Origin of the sequence: Kitasatospora sp. NPDC002040, from assembly GCF_040296785.1 — a bacterium.
In the GTDB taxonomy this organism is placed as follows: domain Bacteria; phylum Actinomycetota; class Actinomycetes; order Streptomycetales; family Streptomycetaceae; genus Kitasatospora.
Genome location: NZ_JBEOXV010000019.1, coordinates 49,186 through 72,577, shown reverse-complemented (window position 1 = coordinate 72,577; position 23,392 = coordinate 49,186). Strand labels below are relative to the sequence as shown.

At 72.8% G+C, this 23,392-nt stretch carries 19 protein-coding genes; 14 read left to right on the top strand and 5 right to left on the bottom strand.

Annotated elements, in window-relative coordinates; all coding sequences use genetic code 11:
* Positions 1-181: 181 nt before the first annotated feature.
* From ABT118_RS28635 to ABT118_RS28620, 4 genes are all read left to right on the top strand, one after another.
* Positions 182-859, top strand: coding sequence for a response regulator transcription factor (locus ABT118_RS28635; RefSeq protein WP_350675082.1), 678 nt, complete (start codon positions 182-184; stop codon positions 857-859).
* A complete protein-coding gene (locus ABT118_RS28630; RefSeq protein WP_350675081.1) occupies positions 852-2,315 on the top strand; it encodes a sensor histidine kinase in 1,464 nt (487 codons plus the stop codon). The genes ABT118_RS28635 and ABT118_RS28630 overlap by 8 nt, the downstream gene beginning before the upstream one ends.
* A gap of 100 nt (positions 2,316-2,415) precedes the next feature.
* The gene (locus tag ABT118_RS28625; protein ID WP_350675080.1) at positions 2,416-3,150 is read left to right on the top strand and encodes a peptidase inhibitor family I36 protein; all 735 of its coding nucleotides are present in this window, start codon (positions 2,416-2,418) and stop codon (positions 3,148-3,150) included.
* Complete coding sequence (locus ABT118_RS28620; RefSeq protein ID WP_350675078.1) at positions 3,147-4,553, top strand: phosphodiester glycosidase family protein; 1,407 nt, start codon at positions 3,147-3,149, stop codon at positions 4,551-4,553. Before ABT118_RS28625 ends, ABT118_RS28620 begins: the two co-directional genes overlap by 4 nt.
* Before the next feature lie 61 nt (positions 4,554-4,614).
* Here ABT118_RS28620 and dnaE read toward each other — a convergent pair whose 3' ends face one another.
* Together dnaE and ABT118_RS28610 are read right to left on the bottom strand one after the other, a co-directional pair.
* Positions 4,615-8,172 (bottom strand): DNA polymerase III subunit alpha, encoded by a 3,558-nt coding sequence (gene dnaE, locus ABT118_RS28615; protein ID WP_350675077.1) that lies wholly within the window; start codon positions 8,170-8,172, stop codon positions 4,615-4,617.
* Between the two features lie 62 nt (positions 8,173-8,234).
* Complete coding sequence (locus tag ABT118_RS28610) at positions 8,235-9,113, bottom strand: LysR family transcriptional regulator (RefSeq protein ID WP_350675076.1); 879 nt, start codon at positions 9,111-9,113, stop codon at positions 8,235-8,237.
* A gap of 72 nt (positions 9,114-9,185) precedes the next feature.
* Between ABT118_RS28610 and ABT118_RS28605 the strand changes: the two genes are divergently transcribed.
* The 8 genes from ABT118_RS28605 to ABT118_RS28570 all read left to right on the top strand — a co-directional run bounded on the left by ABT118_RS28605 (position 9,186) and on the right by ABT118_RS28570 (position 17,976).
* On the top strand, positions 9,186-10,049 hold the full coding sequence (locus ABT118_RS28605) for a dihydrodipicolinate synthase family protein (RefSeq protein ID WP_350675075.1): 864 nt from the start codon (positions 9,186-9,188) through the stop codon (positions 10,047-10,049).
* 221 nt (positions 10,050-10,270) lie between these two features.
* Entirely contained in the window at positions 10,271-11,299 is a 1,029-nt protein-coding gene (locus ABT118_RS28600) for an aspartate-semialdehyde dehydrogenase (protein ID WP_350675073.1), read from the top strand.
* 244 nt (positions 11,300-11,543) lie between these two features.
* The gene (locus tag ABT118_RS28595; RefSeq protein ID WP_350675072.1) at positions 11,544-12,575 is read left to right on the top strand and encodes an NYN domain-containing protein; all 1,032 of its coding nucleotides are present in this window, start codon (positions 11,544-11,546) and stop codon (positions 12,573-12,575) included.
* A 157-nt stretch (positions 12,576-12,732) separates the two neighbouring features.
* Complete coding sequence (locus ABT118_RS28590; RefSeq protein WP_350675138.1) at positions 12,733-13,659, top strand: ABC transporter ATP-binding protein; 927 nt, start codon at positions 12,733-12,735, stop codon at positions 13,657-13,659.
* Between the two features lie 31 nt (positions 13,660-13,690).
* Positions 13,691-14,503, top strand: a complete 813-nt coding sequence (locus tag ABT118_RS28585) for an ABC transporter permease (protein WP_350675071.1) — start codon at positions 13,691-13,693, stop codon at positions 14,501-14,503.
* A 64-nt stretch (positions 14,504-14,567) separates the two neighbouring features.
* On the top strand, positions 14,568-15,233 hold the full coding sequence (locus tag ABT118_RS28580) for a hypothetical protein (protein WP_350675069.1): 666 nt from the start codon (positions 14,568-14,570) through the stop codon (positions 15,231-15,233).
* 83 nt (positions 15,234-15,316) lie between these two features.
* Positions 15,317-16,120 carry a HEAT repeat domain-containing protein gene (locus tag ABT118_RS28575; protein WP_350675068.1) on the top strand — a complete coding sequence of 268 codons (804 nt, stop codon included), beginning with the start codon at positions 15,317-15,319 and terminating at the stop codon, positions 16,118-16,120.
* A gap of 224 nt (positions 16,121-16,344) precedes the next feature.
* A complete protein-coding gene (locus ABT118_RS28570) occupies positions 16,345-17,976 on the top strand; it encodes a glycoside hydrolase family 18 protein (protein WP_350675066.1) in 1,632 nt (543 codons plus the stop codon).
* Between the two features lie 45 nt (positions 17,977-18,021).
* On the opposite strand, the gene ybaK is transcribed toward ABT118_RS28570, so the two are convergent.
* From ybaK to ABT118_RS28555, 3 genes are read right to left on the bottom strand one after another with little or no spacing between them, the layout of a single operon-like run.
* Positions 18,022-18,513, bottom strand: a complete 492-nt coding sequence (gene ybaK / locus ABT118_RS28565; protein ID WP_350675065.1) for a Cys-tRNA(Pro) deacylase — start codon at positions 18,511-18,513, stop codon at positions 18,022-18,024.
* A 15-nt stretch (positions 18,514-18,528) separates the two neighbouring features.
* On the bottom strand, positions 18,529-19,257 hold the full coding sequence (locus ABT118_RS28560; protein WP_350675063.1) for an LON peptidase substrate-binding domain-containing protein: 729 nt from the start codon (positions 19,255-19,257) through the stop codon (positions 18,529-18,531).
* Positions 19,258-19,316: 59 nt separating this feature from the next.
* Positions 19,317-20,891, bottom strand: coding sequence for an oxidoreductase (locus tag ABT118_RS28555; RefSeq protein WP_350675062.1), 1,575 nt, complete (start codon positions 20,889-20,891; stop codon positions 19,317-19,319).
* A gap of 95 nt (positions 20,892-20,986) precedes the next feature.
* Here ABT118_RS28555 and hisD point away from each other — a divergent pair, with 95 nt between their 5' ends.
* Positions 20,987-22,294 carry a histidinol dehydrogenase gene (gene hisD, locus ABT118_RS28550; RefSeq protein WP_350675060.1) on the top strand — a complete coding sequence of 436 codons (1,308 nt, stop codon included), beginning with the start codon at positions 20,987-20,989 and terminating at the stop codon, positions 22,292-22,294.
* The gene (locus tag ABT118_RS28545; RefSeq protein ID WP_350675059.1) at positions 22,291-23,388 is read left to right on the top strand and encodes a histidinol-phosphate transaminase; all 1,098 of its coding nucleotides are present in this window, start codon (positions 22,291-22,293) and stop codon (positions 23,386-23,388) included. The genes hisD and ABT118_RS28545 overlap by 4 nt, the downstream gene beginning before the upstream one ends.
* Positions 23,389-23,392: the final 4 nt, after the last annotated feature.

Below are 23,392 nucleotides of genomic sequence, written 5' to 3'. Positions count from 1 at the left end.
GACGGGAATCCAGGAATGCCGGGGCGGTGCTTTGATCCATCGCTCGCTATTCACTTCGGCGACGCTAGGGAAATCGTGCTGAAGGAATTCTGAACGAAGCTGAAGATTTGTTCAGAAAGGACCTTCTTGCCATAACGGGCAGCGTGCTTTACATATCGCCGAACTGCTCTACGCTGGCCTGATGCGCCTGCTGATGGTGGAGGACGAGGAGCGGCTGGCACAGTCGCTCAGCCAGGGACTACGGGCCGAGGGCTATGCCGTCGACGTGGTCGGAGACGGTCTGACCGGGTTGGAAAGGGCCCGGGGCGGTGAGTATTCCGCCGTGGTGCTGGACCTGATGCTGCCCGGTCTGAATGGATTCCGGGTCTGCCAGGAGCTGCGCCGCGAGGAGAATTCGGTGCCGATTCTGATGCTCACCGCGAAGAGCGGCGAGTACGACGAGGCGGAGGCGCTCGACTGCGGCGCCGACGACTTCCTCAGCAAGCCCTTCTCGTACCTGGTGCTGACCGCCCGGCTGCGCGCACTGCTGCGCCGCGAGGCCACCGCCCGGCCGCTGGTGCTGACCCTGGCGGACCTGCGGATCGATCCGGCGGCCCGGCGCTGCACCGTCGGCGGGGTCGAACTGGTGCTGACCGCCAAGGAGTTCGGCGTGCTCCAGTGCCTGGCCCGCCGCCCCGGCCAGGCGGTGCCCAAGACCGACATCCTGGACGCGGTCTGGGACTCCGCCTTCCGGGGGGACGTCAACATCGTCGAGGTGTACGTCGCCGCGCTGCGCCGCAAGCTGGCCGCCGCGGGCGCGCACTGCTCGATCGAGACCCTGCGCGGCATCGGCTACCGACTGGCGGCCGGCGATGAGTGAGCGCCGCAGGTTCGCTTTCGGGGTCCGGGCCCGCGCGGCCCTGGCCTCGCTGGTCGCCGCCGCGATCGCCTTCGGGGTGGCCGCCGTCCTGGTCGGCGGGGCGGTCCAGGACAGCCTGCAACTGCACGCCATGGACCGGGCGTTCACCGCGTACGAGAACGTCTCGGTCAAGATCCCCGGTACCCCGGAGGAGGCGTACCAGAACGACCCCTACGTGGTGCTGGCCGAGGACGGGCGCTGGCTGCGCTCGTTCGGGCTGACGGACCCCCGGAGCAAGGGGCTCTCCTTCGGGCTGGACCCGGTCGGCCCCTACCTTCCACCGCCGGAGGGGGCCGACCCGTTCTTCCGGCCCGTCACCCTCGACTTCCCGTCCGACGCCGGGGCGGCCTTCGGTCTGCCCGAACCGACCGGCAACTCGCTGCAGTTCTACCGCGCCCGGACCGCCGACACCTTCACCAGTGCCCAGCTGCAGCAGTACTCCGGCATCGCCGGCCTGCCCGACCAGCAGCTCTCCGTCTACACCCTGGTCGACACCGCCCAGGCCGAGCGGACCAGCGCCACCGTGACCCGGCTGCTCGCCTGGTACGTCGCCCCCGGCGGCTCGATCTTCGTGGCCCTGATGGCCTGGCTGGTCACCGGCCTGGCGCTGCGCCCGGTGGAGGCGATCCGGCGGCAGATGGCGGTGATCGGCGACGGCGCCTTCGACCGGCGGGTGCCGGTGCCCAGGGCCCGGGACGGGATCGCCCGGCTGGCCGAGACCACCAACGTCACGCTCGGGCGGCTGGAGCGGGCCCTCGGCGAGCAGCGCCGGCTGGTCGCCGACGCCTCGCACGAGCTGCGCAGCCCGCTGGCCGCCCTGCGCAGTTCGCTCGAGGTCCCGCTGACCCACCCTCAGCAGGCCGACTGGCCCGCCGTGGTGGCCGGGGCGCTGACCGACACCGAGCGCCTGCAGCAGCTCGCCGACGACCTGCTGCTGCTGGCCGACACCGAGGAGGGTCGGGAGGCCGGGGGCACCGTCGCGCTGCACGACCTGGTCGCCGAGCAGCTGGCCGAACGGGCGGTCACCGACCCGGGGTTGACCTGCCACGGCGAACTGGCCGAGGCCACCGTCCCCGGCCGCGAGGTCCTGGTCGGCCGGCTGCTGCGCAACCTGCTGGACAACGCGGCCCGGCACGCGGCCGGCACGGTCACCGTGACCCTCCGCACCGCCGACGGCCGGGCCGAGCTCACCGTCGCCGACGACGGCCCCGGCATACCCGCCGCCGACCGCGAGCGCGTCTTCGACCGCTTCGTCCGCCTGGACACCGACCGGGCCCGCTCGGCCGGCGGCGCAGGCCTGGGCCTCGCCCTGGCCCGCACCATCGCCACCTCGCTCGGCGGCACCGTCGCGGCGGTCGAGCCCCCCGGCGGCCGGGGCGCCCACTTGGTGGTCCAGCTCCCGCTGGCGGGCCGGTAGTTCACGGGTCCGCCCCCCGCCAAGGGGGCGGATCTGATGATCGATAAGCTCTCGCAGCGCTCCGCCGGTGAACAGGCGGACGACTCATGGGGGGCTTTACGTGAAGAAACGAACTCTGGCATGGATCGTCGCGGGCATCTCGCTCGTGACGCTCCTGCTCTCCTCGCTGGCCGCCACCGGCGCCAGCGCGGCGGCCGACTGGAGCGGCAGCTGTGCCGCCGACCGCCTCTGCGTCTACATCGAAGCCAACGGCGCGGGGGCGGTCCACACCTCCGGCCCGGAGGCCCCGGTCCAGGTCTACCCGACCGGGTGGGACAACGAGGTCGACTCGGTGCACAACAACACCCAGTACTGGGCCTGCGTCTACGAGAACACCTACTACGGCGGCAAGGTCCAGGCGCTGCGCCCCGGTTACCGGGGCAACCTGGTCGAACTCACCGCCACGGACCTGAACGGCCAGGCCAGCTCGCACAAGCTGGCCAAGTCCAAGGCCGGCTGCTTCACCGGCTTCGAGCGCTGCGCGAACGGCGAGCTCTGCCTGTTCACCGAGCCGGGCGGCCGCGGTGAGATGACCGTCTCGCGGACGGACGACCCGGAGTACGGGGCGGACCGGAACAACCGGGTGGTCTCGGTCGCCAACTACACCGACAGGCACGCCTGCTTCTACCCGGAGAAGGACTACACGGGTACCTGGAACGACGACGGCAGGACCTACGGCAAGTTCGTGGTGCTCAGGTCGGACAGCACCGTGCTCCCGATGCCGTACACCAAGAGTTTCAGCTCGCACCGGCTGGTCCTCGGGACGAGCCTGTGCACCTCGGGGAGCGCGTCGTGAAGCACACCGCCAAGCGGGGCGCCGTCGCGCTCGCCGTCGCCGCCTCCGTCGTCGCCGTCCCGGTCTCCGCCCCGCAGGCGGTCGCCGCGCCGACCGGTCTGACCCTCGCCCTGCTGGAGTCCGGCGCGACCGTGAAGACGGTCGACCTCAGTGCCCCGGGCATCGTCCGCACCGCGTACGCGGGCGGCAGCCAGGGTCCGTGGATCGTCAACGTGGTGGTGATCGACCCGAACGAGGCGCCGCTCGCCCTCAAGGGTGCCTTCGGTACCGGGCTGGCCACCTCCGAGACCACCTCCGCGATGCACGACGGCGTGTCCGTCAACGCGCTCCGCCGGCCCCGGGTGGGGGTCAACGCGTCCTTCTTCGACGGCGCGATGAAGAACCCCGGGACGAACACCTTCGACGGGGACGTCGGCGGTGTCCTGGTCAGCGGCGGCAAGCTGCTCAGCGAGGCGGCCAAGGGCAAGGGCGCCAAGCCGGTCGGCTCCGCACTGGTGCTCCAGCACGGGCGGCTCTACATCACCGAGCTCAGCACCGCGCTGACGGTCAGGCCGAAGAACTCCGCTGTCCCGGCACGGCAGTTGGACGGCATCAACCGGGTGCCCGGACGCAACGCCCACTGCGAGGGCCGGGAGTCGGGCGAGACCATCGTGGACGGTACCTGCTTCGACCTGTCGGAGATCATCTCCTTCACCCCGGAGTACGGCGGGCCGACCCCGACCACGGCGTACACCGTCGAGGCCAACGACCCGGACAAGCCGGGCGGGAAGATCCAGGGGCCGATCAGCGCGGACGAGGGCATCGAGCTCGACCTCGACGCCGACAACGTGGTCACCGCCTGCTACGACTCGGCCCCGGCGGTCGGCAGCACGTGCGAGAAGTCCAACCGGGGCGGGCGCACCGTCCGGGCGGGCCACCGCATCCTCCAGGGCATCGGGGACGCGGCCGGCTGGCTCCGCACCAACGCGCCGAAGGGCACCGGGCTCGAACTCCCCGAGACGGTGACCGACACCCGCTTCGGCGACCAGCTCGCCCTCGACCCCTCGATGTACGTCAGCCCGGGCGGCGACCTGCTGCTGCGCAACGGCGCGGTCAGCTACACCCAGCCGGCCGGGACGCCCGCCGCCGAGCCCCGGACGGCGGTCGGCACCGACGGCTTCGGCCGCACCGTCCTGGTCACCGTCGACGGCAGGGACGCCGTCAGCAAGGGCGCCACCCTGCTCGAACTGGCCGTCCTGATGCAGGACCTGGGCGTCATCGACGCCCTCAACATGGACGGCGGCGGCTCCACCACCCTGGTGTGGCAGGGCCAGGTCGTCAACCACCCGTCCGACGGCGCCGAGGTGGAGCGCAAGGTCGCCGACACCGTCTACGCGGGCGTCGGCGGCTACCCGCTGCCGTAGTCGCAGGGCGCCAGGGCTTCAGGTCCGTGCGGCTGATCCGCCGTCACGGACCTGAAGCCGACTAGGCGTTGCTCCAGGCGGAGGGCCCTAGCAGGGTCTTCACCTCGGAGGCGAAGGCGCCGTTGTCCGGGTTGACCAGGAAGCCCAGCTCGTACAGGACGTTCTTGTCGCGGCCGGTGGTGAGCAGCCGGACCGGGACGTCACCGGGGTGCGAGCGCAGGGTGCCCTTGAACTCGGCGATCATCTCCGGGTTCACCCGGCCGGTCGCGACGGTGATCAGGATCGGCGGCTTGCCGCCGTGCTCGGCGGAGGAGATGTCCAGGCTGGTGATCTCCTGGCCGAAGATGCTGAGCGAGCCGTCGCGCTCGTTCAGCCGGCCGCGCACGGAGATCACGTTGTCCTCGACCATCTGGTCGGACATCAGGTTGTAGGCGGCCGGGAAGAACAGCACCTCGACCGAGCCGTCCCGGTCCGCCAGCGTGATGATGGCCCAGGCGTTGCCGGCCTTGTTGATCCGGCGGTCCACCGCGGTGACCAGGCCGGCCAGCCGGACCTCGCCCTCGGTGCGGCCGGAGCCGAGCAGTTCGGCGATCGAGACGTCGCGGTTGCGGGAGAGGATGTGCTCGGCGCCGTCCAGCGGGTGGCTGGAGACGTACAGGCCGAGCATCTCCCGCTCCAGGGACAGGAGTTGCTTGCGCGGCCACTCCCGGTCGGAGAGTTCGAAGTCCAGCCCGATGGTCGGCACGTCCTCGCCGTTGTCCATCGCGCCGAACAGGTCGTCCTGGCCGATCGCCTGCTGCTTCTTCACCCCGGTGACGGCGTCGATCGCGTTCTCGTGCACGGTGGTGAGCGAGAGCCGGGTGTGGCCGAGCGAGTCGAAGGCGCCGGCCTTGACCAGCGAGTCGACGGTGCGCTTGTTGCAGACCACCAGCTCGACCTTGTCCAGGAAGTCGGCGAAGGAGGAGTACTTCCCCTTCTCCTTCCGGGTCCGTACCAGCGAGTCGATCACGTTGGTGCCGACGTTGCGGACGGCCTTGAGGCCGAACCGGACGTCGGTGCCGACGGCGGTGAAGTCCTCCACCGACTCGTTCACGTCGGGGGAGAGGATCTTGATGCCCATCGACCGGCACTCGGCCAGGTAGACGGCCATCTTGTCCTTGTCGTCCGCGACCGAGGTCAGCAGGGCGGCCATGTACTCGGCGGGGTAGTTCGCCTTCAGGTAGGCGGTCTGGTAAGAGACCAGGCCGTACGCGGCCGAGTGCGATTTGTTGAAGGCGTAGCCGGCGAACGGGACCAGCACGTCCCAGACGGCCTGGATCGCCTCGTCGGAGTAGCCGCGCTCCTTGCAGCCCGCGTGGAAGGGGACGAACTCCTTCTCCAGTACTTCCTTCTTCTTCTTGCCCATCGCGCGGCGGAGCAGGTCGGCCTGTCCGAGGCTGTAGCCGGCCAGCACCTGCGCGGCTCGCTGCACCTGCTCCTGATAGACGATCAGGCCGTAGGTGGGGCCGAGCACCTCGGCGAGCGGGGCCTCCAGCTCGGGGTGGATCGGGATGATCTCCTGCTGGGCGTTCTTGCGCAGCGCGTAGTTGGTGTGCGAGTTCATGCCCATCGGGCCCGGCCGGTACAGCGCCGAGACGGCGGAGATGTCGGCGAACTCGGTCGGCTTCATCAGCTTCAGCAGCGCCCGCATGGGCCCGCCGTCGAGCTGGAACACACCCAGGGTGTCGCCCCGGGCCAGCAGTTGGTAGGTGGTCGGGTCGTCCAGCGCGATCTTCTCGATGTCGACGTCGATGCCGCGGTTGGACTTCACGATCTTGATGCAGTGGTCGATGATGCCCAGGTTGCGCAGACCCAGGAAGTCCATCTTGATCAGGCCCATGGCTTCGCACGACGGGTAGTCGAAGCCGGTGATGATCACGCCGTCCTTGTCCCGCTTGTGCAGCGGGATCAGTTCCAGCAGCGGGGTCGAGGAGAGGATCACCGCCGCCGCGTGCACACCGGTGCCGCGGATCAGGCCCTCGATGCCGAGGCCGGTGTCGATGATCTTCTTGACGTCCGGCTCGTTCGCGTAGAGCGAGCGGATCTCGGTGCCCTCGTTGTAGCGCGGGTGCTTGTCGTTGAACAGGTCGGCCAGCGGCACGCCCTTGCCCATCACGTCCGGCGGCATCGCCTTGGTGATCCGGTCGCCCATCGCGAACGGGTAGCCGAGGATGCGGTTGGCGTCCTTCACGGCCGCCTTGGCCTTGATGGTGCCGAAGGTGTTCACCTGGGCGGTGTACGCCTCGCCGTACTTGTCGGTGACGTAGCGCACCATCTGGTCGCGCTGGCGGTCGTCGAAGTCGATGTCGACGTCCGGGGGGTTGATGCGCTCGGGGTTCAGGAACCGCTCGAACAGCAGGTCGTGCTCCAGCGGGTCCAGCTCGGTGATCCGGGTCAGGTACGACACCATCGACCCGGCCGCAGAACCACGGCCCGGGCCGACCGGGATGCCGTTGTCGCGGGCGTACTGGCAGATGTCGGCGACCACGAGGAAGTACGCGTCGAAGCCCATCGGGGAGATGACGCCCATCTCCAGCTCGATCCGGTCCAGCACCTCCTGGCTCGGGTTGTCGCCGTAGCGGTGCTGCAGGCCGGCCTTGATCTTCTGCCGCAGGAACGACGCCTGGGTCTCACCCTCGGGGACGTCGAACTGCGGCATCCGGTCGGTGTAGTTGAAGACCTCGTCGTACGGCTCGATCCGGTCGGCGATCTCCAGCGTGTTGCGGCACGCCTCCGGCAGCTCGCTGAAGAGCGCCCGCATCTCCTCCGGCGTCTTGATGTAGTAGCCGCTGCCGTTGAACTTGAACCGGTTCGGGTCGTCCTTGTTCTTGCCCACGCCGACGCAGAGCAGGCTGTCGTGGGCGTCGGCCTGATCGGCCGTCACGTAGTGCGAGTCGTTGGTGGCCAGCAGCGGGATGTCCAGCTGCTTGGCCAGGCGCAGCAGCCCGTCCCGGACGTCCCGCTCGATGGACAGGTCGTGGTCCATCAGCTCCAGGAAGTAGTTCTCCCGGCCGAAGATCTGCTGGTACGCGTCGGCGGCCTTGACCGCCTCCTCGTACTGGCCCAGTCGCAGCCGGGTCTGCACCTCGCCGGACGGGCAGCCGGTGGTGGCGATGATCCCGGTGGAGTTCGCGGCGATCAGCTCGCGGTCCATCCGGGGCTTCATGTAGTAGCCCTCCATCGACGCGAGCGAGGAGAGCTTGAAGAGGTTCCGCAGCCCGGTGGCGTTCTGCGCCCACATGGTCATGTGGGTGTACCGGCCGCCGCCCGAGACGTCCTTGCCGCCCTCGCCGTCCGCGCTCACCTGCCGCTGGCCGCCGGGCGCCCAGAACACCGGCTTCTTCTCGAACCGCGAGCCCGGGGCCACGTACGCCTCGATGCCGATGATCGGCTTGACGCTGCCGATCTTCTTCGAGGTCTGGAAGAACTCGTACGCGCCGAACATGTTGCCGTGGTCGCTCATCGCGATCGCGGGCATGCCCTGCCGCTCCGCCTCCGCGAACAGCTTGCCGTTCTTCGCTGCTCCGTCCAGCATCGAGAACTCGGTGTGGACATGCAGGTGAACAAAGCTGTCGGCCACGGTGGGACGGCTCCTCATGGGTCGAAGGAAGGCTCCACCCTAGCCCCTGAACACGGGTCCGTTCAGCACCTCAGGTCACTCGGCAGCGCCGTGTGCAGAGCGGTCACGAAGGCCGCCACGGCCGGATGGCGGGCTGCTCCGGCGCGGTACGCGGTCCGGGTCCGGCGGGCCATCGGGAGCCTGCTGAGGGCCACTCCGGGGGGCGCGTCGGCCACTCCCAGCTGGGGGACGAGAGCCACTCCCTGGCCCGCCGCGACGAGCGCCAGAACGGTGCCGAAATCGTCGATCTGGTGCCGGATCCTGGGGGTGTAACCGGACGCCTGGCAGGCCCGGACGGCCATCGAGTGGCAGAGCGTCCCGTGCGGCGCCACGATCCACGCCGACTCCCGGTGGTCGGCGACCGTCCCGGGCGAGGGGGCGGCCAGGTACATCGCCTCGGTGAACAGCGACTCGGTCGCCAGGCCGGGCGCCGGTTCGGCCGGCACGAAGTCGTACTCGTGCACCAGCGCGACGTCCAGCTCCCCGGCCCGCAGCAGCGCCGACACCTCCGCCGGGTCCACCTCGGTCACCATCGGCTCCAGGCCCGGGTGCTCCCGGGCGAGCGCGGCCAGCGCCGCCGGGATGATCGCCCGGGCCGCCGAGGGGTAGGTGCCGATCCGCAGCGGGCCCGCCAACCCGCTCCGGGCGTCGGCCAGTTCGGCCCCGGCCAGCTCCAGGCGTTCCAGTACGGCCTCGGCGTGCCGGACCAGGTTCCGCCCGGCCGGGGTGAGCGCGACCCGGCGGCCGGTCCGCTCCAGCAGCGGCACCCCGGCCTCCCGCTCCAGCACCGAGAGCTGCTGCGAGACGGCGGACGGGCTGAAGGCGAGCGACTCGGCGACGGCGGCGATGGTGCCGCGGTGGGCGAGTTCACGGAGCAGCCGGAGGCGGCGGACGTCGAGCATCAGTACAGCTTACGAGAGTCGTCGGAAACGTGAACTGGACCTGCACGGTGCACGGGCGGCAGGCTCGGAGGCATGCAACTGGACGGAATCCACGTACCGCTGATCACCCCCTTCGCGGCGGACGGCACCCTCGCCGTCGACGCCCTGGCCGGGCTGGCCCGGCAGGCGCTGGCCGAGGGCGCGGCCGGACTGGTCGCGCTCGGCACCACCGCCGAGGTGGCCACCCTGGACGAGGCCGAGCGGCGCACCGTGGTCGAGGTCTGCGCCAAGGCCGCCGCCGAGTACGGCGCGGTCCTCACCGTCGGCGCGGGCGGCAACGACACCCGGCGCACGGTCGATGCCCTCGGCGGGCTGGCCGGGGTGGCGGACGCAGCGCTGGTCACCGTCCCCGCCTTCACCCGCCCCGGCGAGGCCGGGGCGCTGGCGCACTTCACTGAGCTGGCGGCACACAGCCCGGTGCCGCTGATCGTCTATCACATCCCGTACCGGACCGGTCAGGCGCTGGGCGCCACCGCGCTGCGCGCGATCGGCGCCCTGCCGAACGTCGCCGGGGTCAAGTACGCGGTCGGCGGGATCGACCAGGAGACCGTCGCCCTGATGGCCGACCTGCCGCCGGACTTCGCGGTGCTGGCCGGGGACGACCCCTTCCTCGCCCCGCTGCTCGCGCTCGGCGCGGCCGGCGGCATCCTCGCCTCGGCCCACCTGGCCACCGGCCGGTTCGTCGAGTTCGCCGCGGGCCGGGGCCCGCGCGGACTCGGCCACCAGCTCGCGCGGCTCTCGATCGCCTGCTTCGCCGAACCCAACCCGACCGTGATCAAGGGCGTGCTGCACGCCCAGGGCCGGATCCCCACCCCGGACGTCCGGCTGCCGCTGCTGCCCGCGGACCCCGGATCGGTGGCCGCCGCGGCGGCCGTACTCGCGGAACTGACGGCCTGACACCGCCGGGGCCGGTCGGATTCTTCCCTCCCGACCGGCCCGCCACCGGCGAATCGGGGGCGTCCGGCGGCCACCGCCGCCGGTTTTCCGCCCGGGGCCGCCGTCGGCCGGTCCAGCGGCCGTTCACCCACTGGAATGCCGTACCGCCCGTACCGTCCGACCAGGCATGATGGGCGGAGTGTGCGGAGTCTGATGGAGCACAACACAGGAGGAGTAACCCGATGAAGATCGGCATCGTGGGCGCCACCGGCCAGGTCGGTGGAGTGGTGCGCAGCATTCTGGCGGAGCGCGAGTTCCCCGTGACGGAGCTGCGGCTGTTCGCCTCGGCCCGGTCGGCCGGCAAGACCCTGCCCTGGGGGGACGGTGAGGTCACGGTCGAGGACGCGGAGACCGCCGACTACTCCGGCCTGGACATCGTGATCTTCTCCGCCGGCGGTTCGACCTCCAAGGCGCTGGCCCCCAAGGTCGCCGCCGCCGGTGCGGTCGTGATCGACAACTCCTCGGCCTGGCGCCGCGACCCCGAGGTCCCGCTGGTGGTCTCCGAGGTCAACCCGGAGGCGATCGCGAACCGCCCCAAGGGCATCATCGCCAACCCGAACTGCACCACCATGGCCGCCATGCCGGTGCTCCGTCCGCTGCACGACGAGGCCGGTCTGACCGCCTTGGTCGCCACCACCTACCAGGCCGTCTCCGGCTCCGGCCTGGCCGGCGTCGCCGAGCTGCACCGGCAGGCCTGCGAGCTGGCCGAGCAGTCCGACCAGCTGGCCTTCGACGGCGAGGCCGTCCAGGCCACCGAGCCGGGCGTGTACCAGCGCCCGATCGCCTTCAACGTGGTCCCGCTCGCGGGCAACCTGGTGGACGACGGCTCGTTCGAGACCGACGAGGAGCAGAAGCTCCGCAACGAGTCCCGCAAGATCCTGGACATCCCCGAGCTCAAGGTCTCCGGCACCTGCGTGCGCGTCCCGGTCTACTCCGGCCACTCGCTCCAGGTGAACGCCCGCTTCGCCAACCCGATCAGCGTCGAGCGCGCGTACGAGCTGCTCGCCAAGGCGCCGGGTGTGGAGCTGTCCGAGATCCCCACCCCGCTCCAGGCGGCCGGCAAGGACCCGTCCTTCGTCGGCCGGATCCGGGTGGACGAGACGGTGGAGAACGGCCTCGCGCTGTTCCTCTCCAACGACAACCTGCGCAAGGGCGCGGCGCTGAACGCCGTGCAGATCGCCGAGCTGGTCGCGGTCGAGCTCAAGGGCTGACACCGCACCCCCGCCACCTTCGCACCGGAGCGGTGCCACCAGTACTGACACCCGTCAGGACCGGCGGCACCGCTCCGGCCGTTCTGCCGCAGCCCGCGCCCGGGCGGAACGGTTCACCCGCCGACCGGGGGGTAAAGAGTGCCCACCGGCGGTGCACGCCCCGACCGCCGGGACGTCGGCGGCCGTGCGGGCCCCCACATCGTTTCTCCGCGCGGTGCGGCCCTCCGGAGGGAAGTGGTGTGGAGTGGACCGGTGCGTCGTCCTGGTGGACGCGGGGTACCTGCTGGGTGCGACGGCCAACCTGCTGGCGGGTGACCCCGTCCGGGCCCGGCTGACGGTGGATCACGCCGCGCTGGCCACCGCACTGGCCGAACGGGCCGAGGCGGAGACCGGTCTGCCGCTGCTGCGGATCTACTGGTTCGACGCCGCCCCCGACCGGCGCTCGCTGCCCGAGCACCGCCGGCTGCGCACCCTGCCCCGGGTCACCGTCCGGCTCGGCGCGCTCACCCGGGCCGAGGGGCGCTGGGTGCAGAAGGGCGTGGACGCCGCGATGCACGCCGAGCTCACCGAGCTGGCCCACAACCGGGCCTGCGCCGACCTGGTGCTGCTCAGCGGCGACGGCGACCTGCTGCCCGGCATGGTCTGCGCCAAGGAGCACGGCGTGGTGGTGCACCTGTGGGCGGTCCAGCCGGTGGACGGCGACTTCAACCAGTCCGAGGACCTGGTCGCCGAGGCCGACGAGCGCGGGGTGCTGGACCGGGCCTTCGTCGAGCGCTGGGCGCAGGTGCGCGAGAGCGTCCCGGCGGCCGTACCGCTGCGCGCCCCCGAGCTCCGGGTCGTCCCCACCCCGAGGGACCTGGCCACCCGCCCGGCCCCCACCGTGCCGCCCGCGCTGGTGCTGCGCTGGTCCTCCGCCCGGATCACCCCAGCGCCGCCCACCCTGGCCGAGGTCACCAGCCCCGAACAGCGCTGGGCCGACCGGGAGGAGGACAGCGCCGCCGTCCCCGGCGACGCCCAGCAGATCGGCGCCACCTTCGCCCGGCGCTGGCTGTCCCGGCTGCACGGCGGCACCGAACTGCTCCCGCTCTGGGCCGACCACCCGCGCATCCCGCACCGGCTGGACTCCGAACTGCTGCGCTACGCCGCCCGGTTCGGCCTGCTCGCGGCCAAGGACGACCAGATCGACGAACAGGACAGGTACGCCATCCGGGCCGGCTTCTGGCAGGCCTTCGCCGAGCGCGTCCCCCGCCCCGACCTGGCGGTGGCACAGGAATAGGGAGTCGAAACAACCCCCTTGTCCGGTTCCTCCGGACCAGCGCGTAGAGTCTTCGACCGTGAGCGACACCGACCGGCGGGCACCACGGCCCACGCCGCAGGGCGATCTCGGCGGTCCCGGCCACGACCCGGCCGGGCAGTGCTGCACCGTACGGGACCTGGCCAAGACCTACCGCAGCAAGGACGGCGAGATCCGGGCCAACGACGGCATCGCGCTGGACGTCCGGCGCGGCGAGGTGTTCGGCCTGCTCGGACCCAACGGCGCGGGCAAGTCCACCCTGGTGCGCCAGCTCACCGGCCTGCTCCGGCCGGACCGCGGCTCGATCGACATCCTCGGGCACGACGTCGTCCGGTACCCCGAGCGGGCCGCCCGGCTCCTCGGCTACCTGGGCCAGGAGTCGACCGCGCTGGACGAGCTGACCGTCGCGCTCGCCGCCGAGACCACCGGACGGCTGCGCGGGCTGACCCGCGCGCAGGCCCGGAGCGAGAGCGCCGACGTCCTCACCGAGCTCGGCCTGACCGCGATCGCCGGCCGCCCGCTGGCCAAGCTCTCCGGCGGACAGCGCCGGCTGGCCTGCTTCGCCGCCGTGCTGGTGGGGGAGCGGCCGCTGCTGGTGCTGGACGAGCCCACCAGCGGGATGGACCCGGTGGCCCGCCGCGCGGTCTGGGCCGCGCTGGACCGGCGCCGGGCCGAGCACGGCACCACGGTGCTGCTGGTGACCCACAACGTGATCGAGGCGGAGACCGTGCTGGACCGGGTCGCGGTGGTGGACGAGGGCCGGATCATCGCCTGCGACACGCCCGGCGGGCTCAAGGCCCTGGTCGACGGCGACGTCCGGCTCGACCTGGTCTGGCGCGACCAGGCCCCGCTCGACGTCCCCGCGGTGGCGGAGCTGGCCGCGAGGGCCGTCCGCTCCGGCCGCCGCTGGACCGTCCGCACCACCCCCGAGCAGGCCCGCGAACTGGTCGCCGCCGTCACCACCGGCCCCGCCTTCGCCGCCCTGGACGACTTCACCCTGGCCACCCCGAGCCTGGAGGACGCGTACCTCAAGCTCGGCGGCCGCCACGAGGGGCTGGCCAAGTGAGCCCCTGTCAGACCTCTGGAAGGCCGACCCGGTGACCGTGCTCGACGTGCCCCCGCCGCTCGCCGCAGCCGCCGCACCGGCCCCCGCCGCACTCGCCCCGGCCGCCCGGCTGCTGCCCTCGCTGGCCGCGGTCTACCGGGCCCAGCTGGCCCGGGCCAAGGTGGCCCGGATCCCGCTGCTGTTCGTGGCGACCTTCCAGTCGCTCGGCATCCTGCTGATGATGCGCGGCGTGGTCGACCCCGGCGACGTGTCGGCGGCCCGTTCGGTGGTGGCCGGCTCCAGCGTGCTGGTGGTCGCCTTCGTCGCGCTCAACCTGCTGGCCCAGTACTTCGGCCGGCTGCGGGCCACCGGCGGCCTGGACCACTACGCGACGCTGCCGGTCCGCCCGGCCGCCGTGGTGCTCGGCGCGGCCGCCGCGTACGCCTCCTTCACCGTGCCCGGCGCGCTGGTCACGGCCGGGGTCGGGGCCTGGATGTTCTCGCTCCCGTTCGGGCACCTCTGGGTGCTGCTCGCGGTGGTCCCGCTCGCCGGTGCGGCGCTGGCGGGGGTCGGTGCGGCCTGCGGGCTGCTGGCGCCCCGTCAGGAGATCGCCACCCTGCTCGGGCAGCTCGGCATGTCGGCGGCGCTGCTGCTCGGGGTCCTGCCGGTGGACCAGCTGCCCGGCTTCGTCCTGCTGCTGCGCGGGCTGCTGCCCTCGACCTACGGGGTCGAGGCCTTCGCGGAGAGCTTCGCCGCCGCACCCGACTGGGCGGCGGTTCTCGGCGACCTGGGGGTCTGCGGCGCGGTCGGCCTGGTCTCGCTCGCGATCGCCACCTGGGCCTACCGCCGGGCCGCCACCCGCTGACCCGCCGTCGCCCGGGCACCCCGCCGCCCGACCCTTCGGGGGCGACTCGTGAAACGATGGGCCGGTGACCGTACCGAACACTCCTGCGGATTCCGCCCCCGAGCCGCCCCAGGCCTCCGGCGGGCAGTACCCCGCGCAGCCGGACCCGTACCTGCCGCCGCCGATGCCCGTCCACGAGCGGCGTCCGCTCGCGCCCGAGCTGCGGATCGGGGCGCTGCTGACGCTGGCCGGGGTGGCGGTCGGCGCGGTGGTCGGAGCGCTCTGGCTCTGGCTCGCCCCCCGGGTGATGCTGGTGGCCGGCAGCGACGCGATCCGGTACGTCGACCCCGAGGGGGAGCAGCGGGCCGGTGCCGACGGCACCTTCGCCCTGCTCGGGCTCGGTGCCGGTGCGCTCTGCGCGCTGGCGGCCTTCCTGCTCACCCGCCGCCGGGGCGGCGGCATCGCCGTCGCGGGCGGCCTGGCGCTGGGCGGCCTGGCCGGCTCGCTGCTGGCCTGGAAGCTCGGCACCTGGCTCGGCCCCGGCGCCGACGTGATCGGCAACGCGAAGAAGGCCGGCCAGGGCGTCGAGTTCAGCGCGGCCATCGAACTCGGGGCGCACGGCGCCCTGCTGGTCTGGCCGATGACCGCCATGGTGCTCCTGCTCGCCCTCTCCGCCGCCTTCGGCAAGCGCGAACAGGACCCCCCGCCCTACTGGGCCGGCCCGCAGTGGCACCAGCCGCCGCAGGACTGACGCGGTAGCGCCGGCACTGGTCCGGGCGGGGGCGACGGAAAAGGCCAGGACCCGGACCGGGGCCGGGCGTTAGCATCCGCAGCATGGCAACCTTCGTACACCTCGCCCCGGCCGCCGCCGCCCAGCGGATCCGCCGGGCCGGACTCCGCGCGGACAGCTGGGGGCAGGGCGGGGCGCGCGGGGTGTACTGCTTTCCCGTGCTGCCCTCGTTCACGCTGACCCACCAGTGGCTGCGCGAGCTGGCGCGGCACGGCAACCGGGGCGGCGGGATGGTGGCGGTGCACCTGCGGCTGGACGACCACGAGCCGGTGCTGGCGGGGCACTACCGGGAGCGCGCGCAGCTGGCCCAGCGGAGCGTGACGGCGGCCGAGGCGGTGCGCCTGGTCCGGGAGTTGGACGATCCGCTGGGGTGGGAGGTGTTCGTGCCCCGGGCGGTGCCGGCCCGGGAGGTGCGGCGGGTGCGGACGGTGCCGCAGGGGGTGGGCTGGCGGTACGCCCCCGGTGTGCACGGCACCAAGCCGTGCGTCTGCTTCGGCTGCCGGGTGCGCGGCGGGTACGGCGGGCGGCGGCTGTGGGAGCGGTTGGCGCACCCGGACGACCGGCCGGGGCCGAAGGTGCCGGTGCTGCTGGAGCGGCTGGCGGCGGCCGGGGAGCCCGGCGACCCGGCCGAACTCGGCGAGCTGCTGCACTGGTTCGGCCGACGGCGGCGGGGCCCGGTCGAGGCGCTGGCCCGGCTGGCGGAGCACCCGCAGGCCGAGGTGCGGGAGGACCTGGTGTACGCGGTCGCGCGCTGGCGGACGCCCGGGGCGGCCGAGCTGCTGGAGCGGCTGGCCGGGGACGCGTCGGCGGAGGTGCGCGAGGCGGTGGAGGCGGTCCGCGGGGACTGACGGAGCCGACCGGGGGCCGGCGGGTGCTCAAGGGAGCCTTAAGCCGGCCGTAGCGGCAGGTCAAGCCACTCCTCGGCCAACTCGGCCGACCAGCACGGGAGATGGCAAAGCTTTCCCCTACCGGCGGCTTACCCATTGACGACTCGCATTGGTCTGGACCATCTTGTGGAGGCCGCGCGGCTGCCCATCCCCACACCCCCACCACCACCGAGGAGTACCCGCCCATGAGGCGCGTCGCCTTGCCCCTCGCAGCCGCCACCATCGCGGCTCTCACCGCCGTCCCGCTCTCCGCCGGAGGCGCTCACGCCGAGGCCGGCGTGACCGGCCTGACCGCGGCCTACGCGGTCACCTCCAACTGGCAGACCGGCTTCGAGGCCAGCTACACCGTCACCAACCGCACCAACGCCGCGGTCTCCACCTGGTCGCTCGCCTTCGACCTGCCCGCCGGCGAGACCGTCACCGGCGCCTGGAACGGCACCCTGACCTCCGTCCCCGTCACCGGCGGCCGCCGCTACACCGTCACCCCGCCGAGCTGGGCCGGTCCGCTCGCGCCCGGCGCCACCGCGGCCGTGGTCGGGTTCGGCGTCTCCAACGGCAGCGCGGCCCAGACCGCCCCCGCCAACTGCACCGTCAACGACAAGCCCTGTGCGGGCCTGCCCGCCGACACCGCCGCGCCGAGCGTGCCCGGTGGGCTCAAGGTCTCGGCCACCGGTCCCGGCAGTGTCTCGCTGTCCTGGAACGCCAGCACGGACGACCAGGGGGTGGCCGGCTACCACCTGCGCGAGGGCGGTGCGGTGGTGGCCACCGCCACGGCCACCGGCACCACGGTGACCGGCCTGCTCGCGGGCAGCGTCCACACCTTCGCCGTCTCGGCCTTCGACGCGACCGGGAACGAGTCGGCCGCCTCGGCCACCGTCTCGGGCACCGCCGGCAGCGGCACCGTCCCGGGCGCCTCGGCCCCGTACGTCGACCTGGGCGCGTACCCGACGCCGAGCCTGACCGCGCTGGCGGCGGCGAGCGGGCTCAAGCAGTTCTCGCTGGCCTTCCTGATCAACGGGAGCCAGCCCTGCACCGCGAGCTGGTTCGGCGCCTTCGACCCGGCCACCGGCTGGTACAAGCCGGAGATCGACGCCTTCCGGGCGGCGGGCGGCACCGTCCGGCCCTCCTTCGGCGGGGCCAACGGCACCGAACTCGCGCAGTCCTGCACCACCGTGGCCTCGCTGGCGGCGCAGTACCAGAAGGTGGTCGACGTCTACGGGCTGGACCACATCGACTTCGACATCGAGGGCACGGCCGTGGTCGAGAAGACCTCGGTGGACCGGCGCTCGGCGGCCGTCGCCCAGGTGCAGGCGGCACAGCGGGCCAAGGGCCGCGACCTCAAGGTCAGCCTGACCCTGCCGGTGCTGCCGACCGGTCTGACGGCGGACGGCGTCTACGTGCTGCAGTCCGCGAAGGCCGCGGGCCTGGCGGTCGACGTGGTGAACGCGATGTCGATGGACTTCGGCGACTGGGCCGCACCGAGCCCGAGCGGGAAGATGGGCGCGTACGTGATCCAGTCGGGGCAGGCCACCCAGGCCCAGGTCCGGCAGGTGTGGCCGGAGCTGACGGCGGCCCAGGCCTGGGCGAAGACCGGGCTGACCCCGATGCTGGGGCAGAACGACACCCCCTCGGAGGTGTTCGGGCTGACCGACGCCCAGCAGGTGGTGGCCTTCGCGCAGCAGAACCACCTGGGTGAGCTGGCGTTCTGGGAGATGACCCGGGACGCCAACGCGTGCACGGGTTCGCTGCCGAAGTGCACCAACGTGCCGCAGACGCCGTACCAGTTCTCGAAGCTGTTCGCGGCCTTCACCGGCTAGTACGCCCCTGGGCGCGTGGTCCCGGCGGGTGCGGCTGCGCGCTGCTCAGCGCCCGACCGGGGCCACCGTCGCCCCGGTCAGGGCGACCAGGTCGGCCGGGGCCAGTTCGACCTCCAGGCCGCGCCGGCCGGCCGAGACGTAGACGGTCGGGTGGTCGAGCGCGGTGGCGTCCACCACGGTGGGCAGCGGACGGCGCTGGCCGAGCGGGGAGATCCCGCCGAGCACGTAGCCGCTGCTGCGCTCGGCCGCCGCCGGGTCGGCCATCGCCGCTCGCTTGCCGCCGACCGCCCCGGCCAGCGCCTTGAGGTCGAGCCGGCCGGAGACCGGCACCACCCCGACCGTCAGCCGGCCGTCGACCTCGGCGACCAGGGTCTTGAACACCCGCTCCGCCGCGATCCCGAGCAGCTCCGCCGCCTCGCCGCCGTACGAGGCGGCGCCGGGGTCGTGCTGGTACGCGTGCACGGTGAACGCCACCCCGGCGGCCTCCAGGGCCACCGTCGCGGGGGTGCCGCCCGCCGAGCGCTGCTTCTTCGCCATCGTACTGACCCTCCGTCAGTTCGGGCTGAACGACTGCCGGGTGAGGTCCACCCCGGGCAGCGAGGGCAGGAAGGACAGCACCGCCGTCTCGCGCCGCAGCAGCTCCAGCTCGCTGGTCAGCCGCTGTGCGGTGTCGGGGCAGGCCAGCAGCGACTGCTTCACCGGGGTGGGCAGGATGGCGGCGGCCGCGACCAGGTAGGACAGCACCTGCGGGTCGTCCGGCAGCTCGTGCTGCCCGGCCAGACTGACCTCGCGGGCCCCGGCCAGCCGCTTCTGGTACGCCCGGAAGGCCCGCTCGACCCCGGCCGCCAGGGTGCCCGCGCCGTCGCCGGTCCGCTCCTCGATCGGCTCGGCCTCGCCGACCAGGTAGGGCCCGGTCACGTCGACCGAGCGGAGCCAGAACCGGGTGGTCCCGGTGACCAGCAACTCGTACTGCCCGTCCGGCTTCTCCTGCACCGAGGCGACGTCGGCGACGCAGCCGACGTGGTGCAGCGCCTCCAGCGGGTCGCCGGTCACCGTCCCGAGCCCGGCCAGCGGCCCGGCCGGCTCCTCGCTCTCCCGGACCGGCGCGACCTCGCGCCCGTCCTTGATCGCCAGCACGCCGAACCGGCGCGGCTCGTCCTCCGGCCCGGCCAGCAGGTCGGCCACCAGCCGGCGGTACCTCTCCTCGAAGACGTGCAGGGGCATCACCAGGCCCGGGTAAAGGACCGTGTTCAGAGGGAAGATCGGCAGCCGTTCAGTCACGGCGCACAGCGTAGTTCAGCCGCCGCCGTCCCGGCTCCGAATACCCGTCAGCCCGGCGGCTACCCCCGCTGGAGCATCCGGGTCGCGCCCGCGACCACGGTGGTGGCCAGCACCCAGCCGGAGAGGACCAGGACCGCGACCACGAACTGGCCGGTCCGGTCCGGGTTCCAGCCGTCCGGGCCGAGGTTGACCACCGGGAGGACCTTGCCGAGGGCGTACAGCGGGGCGTTCCAGGTGGGCCGCTCGTCCGCCTTCAGCGGCGGCGGCTCGTGCCCGGAGAAGTAGAGCGCGCCGACCGCCCAGGCCAGCACCAGCCAGAGCGCGGCCCGCCCGGGGCGGTAGCCGTAGCCGACCCCGGCGTCCTGGAGCAGCCCCCACAGCCGGCCGGGCGGGGGCAGGGTGGAGCGGCGGCGCCGGTGCTTGGCGTAGAGCACCTCGCGGGCGTCCTCGTCCCGGCCGTCCCGGCGCAGCGCGGCCGCCAACTGCTCGTACGGCTCCGGCTGGTACTCGCCGAGGGCGCTCTCCAGCCAGGCGACCCGCTGCTGGACGCTGAACGGCCGGTCGGGGCGGAGCGACTCATAGGTGAAGCCGGTCATCCGGACGTGGCCGTCCTTGGGCCAGCTGTCGGCGTTGTCCACCAGGTTGCCGATCCGGGCCCGGGAGAGCGAGACCTTGCCGGTCGGCGGGGTGTGGCAGGTGAAGCGGAGCTCCGGGGTCTGGACCCGGCGCAGCGAGAGCTCCTGGCCGTCCGCCAGGTGGAACTCGGCGTGGGTGATCAGCAGTGCGTTCTCGAACCGCCCGTCCACCAGCCGGACCCCGCCGTACGCGCGGAACGGGGTGCTGGGGGAGCCGGCCGGGATCGGGGCGCCGTAGCCGTCGCCGTAGATGGTGTGCGAGCCGGCCCAGCCGCCGTCCAGCGAGCCGCCGAGGTACATGGTGTTGCCGACCGAGATGTGCGCCAGGTTGAGGCAGTACCGGTCGGGGGCGGCCTTCAGCTGGGCGCCGCGGAGCGAGAACCGGCCACCGATCCGGCCGGAGCGCAGGCTCAGCTCGCCGTGCACGTCGACCCGCTCGGCCTCGAAGTCCTGCTGCACCGTCAGCCCGTCGGCGGCGAACGCCCGGCCGTACCGGTCGCTGCCGAGGGTGGCCTGATTGAGCAGCAGGTCGGTGCCGATCCTGGCGTCGGTGAGCCGGATGCCGAACGGGACGATGCACCGGGCCAGGTGCAGGTCGCCCTCGGTGGCCAGCCGGGAGGCCTCGATCCTGGGTATCCAGCAGCGGATCATCCGGAGCGTCCCGGCCTGGGCCTCGGAGATCAGGATCTTCCGCTCGAACCGGCAGTCGTGCAGCTCGACGTAGTGCGCGATCTGCGCCCCGGCCAGCCGCAGCGCCCCGGTGATGTAGGCACCGCTGAGCTTGAGCGAGGCGACCCGCCCGGGCGCCGGGTCGGGCCCGTTCAGCAGCAGGGTGGCCAGCACCTCGGCCCGGACGGACCGCTCGGCGGGCCACTCGGCCGGCCCGCTGACCCGGTCCACCTCGTCGTCCCAGCTGCGCAGGTCGCACAGCTCGCCCTGCCGGAACGCCTCCCAGAGCCCCTGTTCGACCGGTGTCCATTCCGCCGGCGGCTGTTGCACCGCTGCCTCCCCCAAGATCCCCGACTGTCTCGCCTTTCGTATCACGGACTGAAATGCGGGGCCTCGCGTTCCGGCCACTCCCTACACTGGGCGATGTGATCTCTCGAATTGACCTGCGCGGCTCGGTTGCCGACCTGCGCGACGTGCTGCCCCGTGCCGAGTTCGACGTGGAAGCCGCCCTGGAGAAGGTGCGGCCGATCTGCGAGGACGTACGCCATCGCGGGGTCGCGGCGCTGATCGAGGTCACCGAGCGCTTCGACGGCGTGACGCTGGAGCGCACCAGGGTCTCCGAGCAGGCGATCACCGCCGCGCTGGAGACGCTCGACCCGAAGGTGCGCGCCGCGCTGGAGGAGTCGATCCGCCGCGCCCGGCTGGTCCACCGCGAGCAGCGCCGGACCGACCACACCACCCAGGTGGTGCCCGGCGGCACGGTCGCCGAGCGCTGGGTGCCGGTGGACCGGGTCGGCCTGTACGTGCCCGGCGGCCTGGCGGTCTACCCGTCCTCCGTGGTGATGAACGTGGTGCCCGCGCAGGAGGCCGGCGTCCCCGGTATCGCGGTCAGCTCGCCGCCGCAGAAGGAGTTCGGCGGGTCCGTGCACCCGACGATCCTGGCGGCCTGCGCCCTGCTCGGCGTCACCGAGGTGTACGCCGTCGGCGGTGCCCAGGCGGTGGCGATGTTCGCGTACGGCACCGAGGAGTGCGCCCCGGTCAACCTGGTGACCGGCCCCGGCAACATCTACGTGGCCGCGGCCAAGCGCCTGCTCAAGGGCCGGATCGGCATCGACGCCGAGGCCGGTCCGACCGAGATCGCGGTGCTCGCCGACGACACCGCCTCCGCCCGTGAGGTGGCCGCCGACCTGATCAGCCAGGCCGAGCACGACCCGATGGCCGCCTCCGTGCTGGTCACCGACTCGGTCGCGCTGGCCGAGGCGGTCGAGGCCGAGCTGGTCGAGCAGGTCGCCCGGACCAAGCACCGCGAGCGGGTCACCGAGGCGCTGACCGGCAAGCAGTCCGGCATCGTGCTGGTGGACGACATCGAGCAGGGCCTGGCCGTGGTGAACGCCTACGCCGCCGAGCACCTGGAGATCCAGACCCGGGACGCCCGGGAGGTCGCCGCGAAGGTCCGCAACGCGGGCGCGATCTTCATCGGTGCGTACGCCCCGGTCTCGCTCGGCGACTACGCGGCCGGCTCCAACCACGTGCTGCCGACCGGGGGTTGTGCCTGCCACTCGTCCGGTCTCTCGGTGCAGTCCTTCCTCCGCGGCATCCACGTGGTGGAGTACACCCGGGAGGCGCTGGCCGACGTGGCCGCGCACGTGGTCAACCTGGCCAACGCCGAGGACCTGCCCGGTCACGGCGACGCGGTGAAGGCCCGCTTCGACTGGACGGTCCCCGGCGAATGAACATCGACGACCTGCCGATCCGGGACGAGCTCCGCGGCCAGTCCCCTTACGGCGCACCGCAGTTGGACGTACCCGTCCAGCTGAACACGAACGAGAACCCGTACCCGCTGCCGGAGCCGCTGGTGGCCCGGATCGCCGAGCGGGTGGCCGAGGCGGCGCGCCACCTCAACCGCTACCCGGACCGGGACGCGGTGGAGCTGCGCGAGGGCCTGGCCGCCTACCTGACCCGGACCACCGGCCACGCCGTCACACGGGGCCAGGTCTGGGCGGCGAACGGCTCCAACGAGATCCTCCAGCAGCTGCTGCAGACCTTCGGCGGCCCCGGCCGCAGCGCGATCGGCTTCGAGCCCTCGTACTCGATGCACGCGCTGATCTCCCGGGGCACCGGGACGGAGTGGATCTCCGGCCCGCGCAACGAGGACTACACGGTCGACCTGGACGCGGCCCGCGCCACCATCGCCGAGCGGAAGCCGAACGTGGTCTTCATCTGCTCGCCGAACAACCCGACCGGCACCGCCGTCGAGGCCGACACCGTGCTCGCGCTCTACGATGCCGCCCAGGCCGCCGGGCCCAGCCTGGTGATCGTGGACGAGGCGTACGTCGAGTTCTCGCACCGGCCCTCGCTGCTGCCGATGATCGAGGGCCGCCCCAACCTGGTGGTCTCGCGGACGATGTCCAAGGCCTTCGGCGCGGCCGGGCTGCGGCTCGGCTACCTGGCCGCCGACGCCGCCGTGGTGGACGCGGTCCAGCTGGTCCGGCTGCCGTACCACCTCTCGGCCGTCACCCAGGCGACCGCGCTGGCCTGCCTGGAGCACACCGACACCCTGCTCGGCTACGTCGACCGGCTGAAGGCCGAGCGCGACCGGCTGGTCACCGCACTGCGCGGGCTCGGGCTCGAAGTCACCGACTCCGACGCCAACTTCATCCAGTTCGGCCGGTTCGCCGACACCCACGCGGTGTGGCAGGCGATCCTCGACCAGGGCGTGCTGGTCCGCGACAACGGCGTCCCCGGCCAACTGCGCGTCACCGCCGGGACCCCGGCCGAGAACGACGCCTTCCTCGACGCCGTCCGTACAGTCACCAAGGAGCTTTGACCCT

Bases quoted from the DNA above. Each gene is read 5' to 3' on its own strand.
- ybaK (WP_350675065.1), bottom strand. From the start codon at position 18,513: ATGGCGAAGAAGCAGCGCTCGGCGGGCGGCACCCCCGCGACGGTGGCC.
- ABT118_RS28600 (WP_350675073.1), top strand. From the start codon at position 10,271: ATGAAGATCGGCATCGTGGGCGCCACCGGCCAGGTCGGTGGAGTGGTG.
- ABT118_RS28545 (WP_350675059.1), top strand. From the start codon at position 22,291: ATGAACATCGACGACCTGCCGATCCGGGACGAGCTCCGCGGCCAGTCC.
- ABT118_RS28610 (WP_350675076.1), bottom strand. From the start codon at position 9,113: ATGCTCGACGTCCGCCGCCTCCGGCTGCTCCGTGAACTCGCCCACCGC.
- ABT118_RS28570 (WP_350675066.1), top strand. From the start codon at position 16,345: ATGAGGCGCGTCGCCTTGCCCCTCGCAGCCGCCACCATCGCGGCTCTC.
- ABT118_RS28635 (WP_350675082.1), top strand. From the start codon at position 182: ATGCGCCTGCTGATGGTGGAGGACGAGGAGCGGCTGGCACAGTCGCTC.
- ABT118_RS28605 (WP_350675075.1), top strand. From the start codon at position 9,186: ATGCAACTGGACGGAATCCACGTACCGCTGATCACCCCCTTCGCGGCG.
- ABT118_RS28630 (WP_350675081.1), top strand. From the start codon at position 852: ATGAGTGAGCGCCGCAGGTTCGCTTTCGGGGTCCGGGCCCGCGCGGCC.
- ABT118_RS28575 (WP_350675068.1), top strand. From the start codon at position 15,317: ATGGCAACCTTCGTACACCTCGCCCCGGCCGCCGCCGCCCAGCGGATC.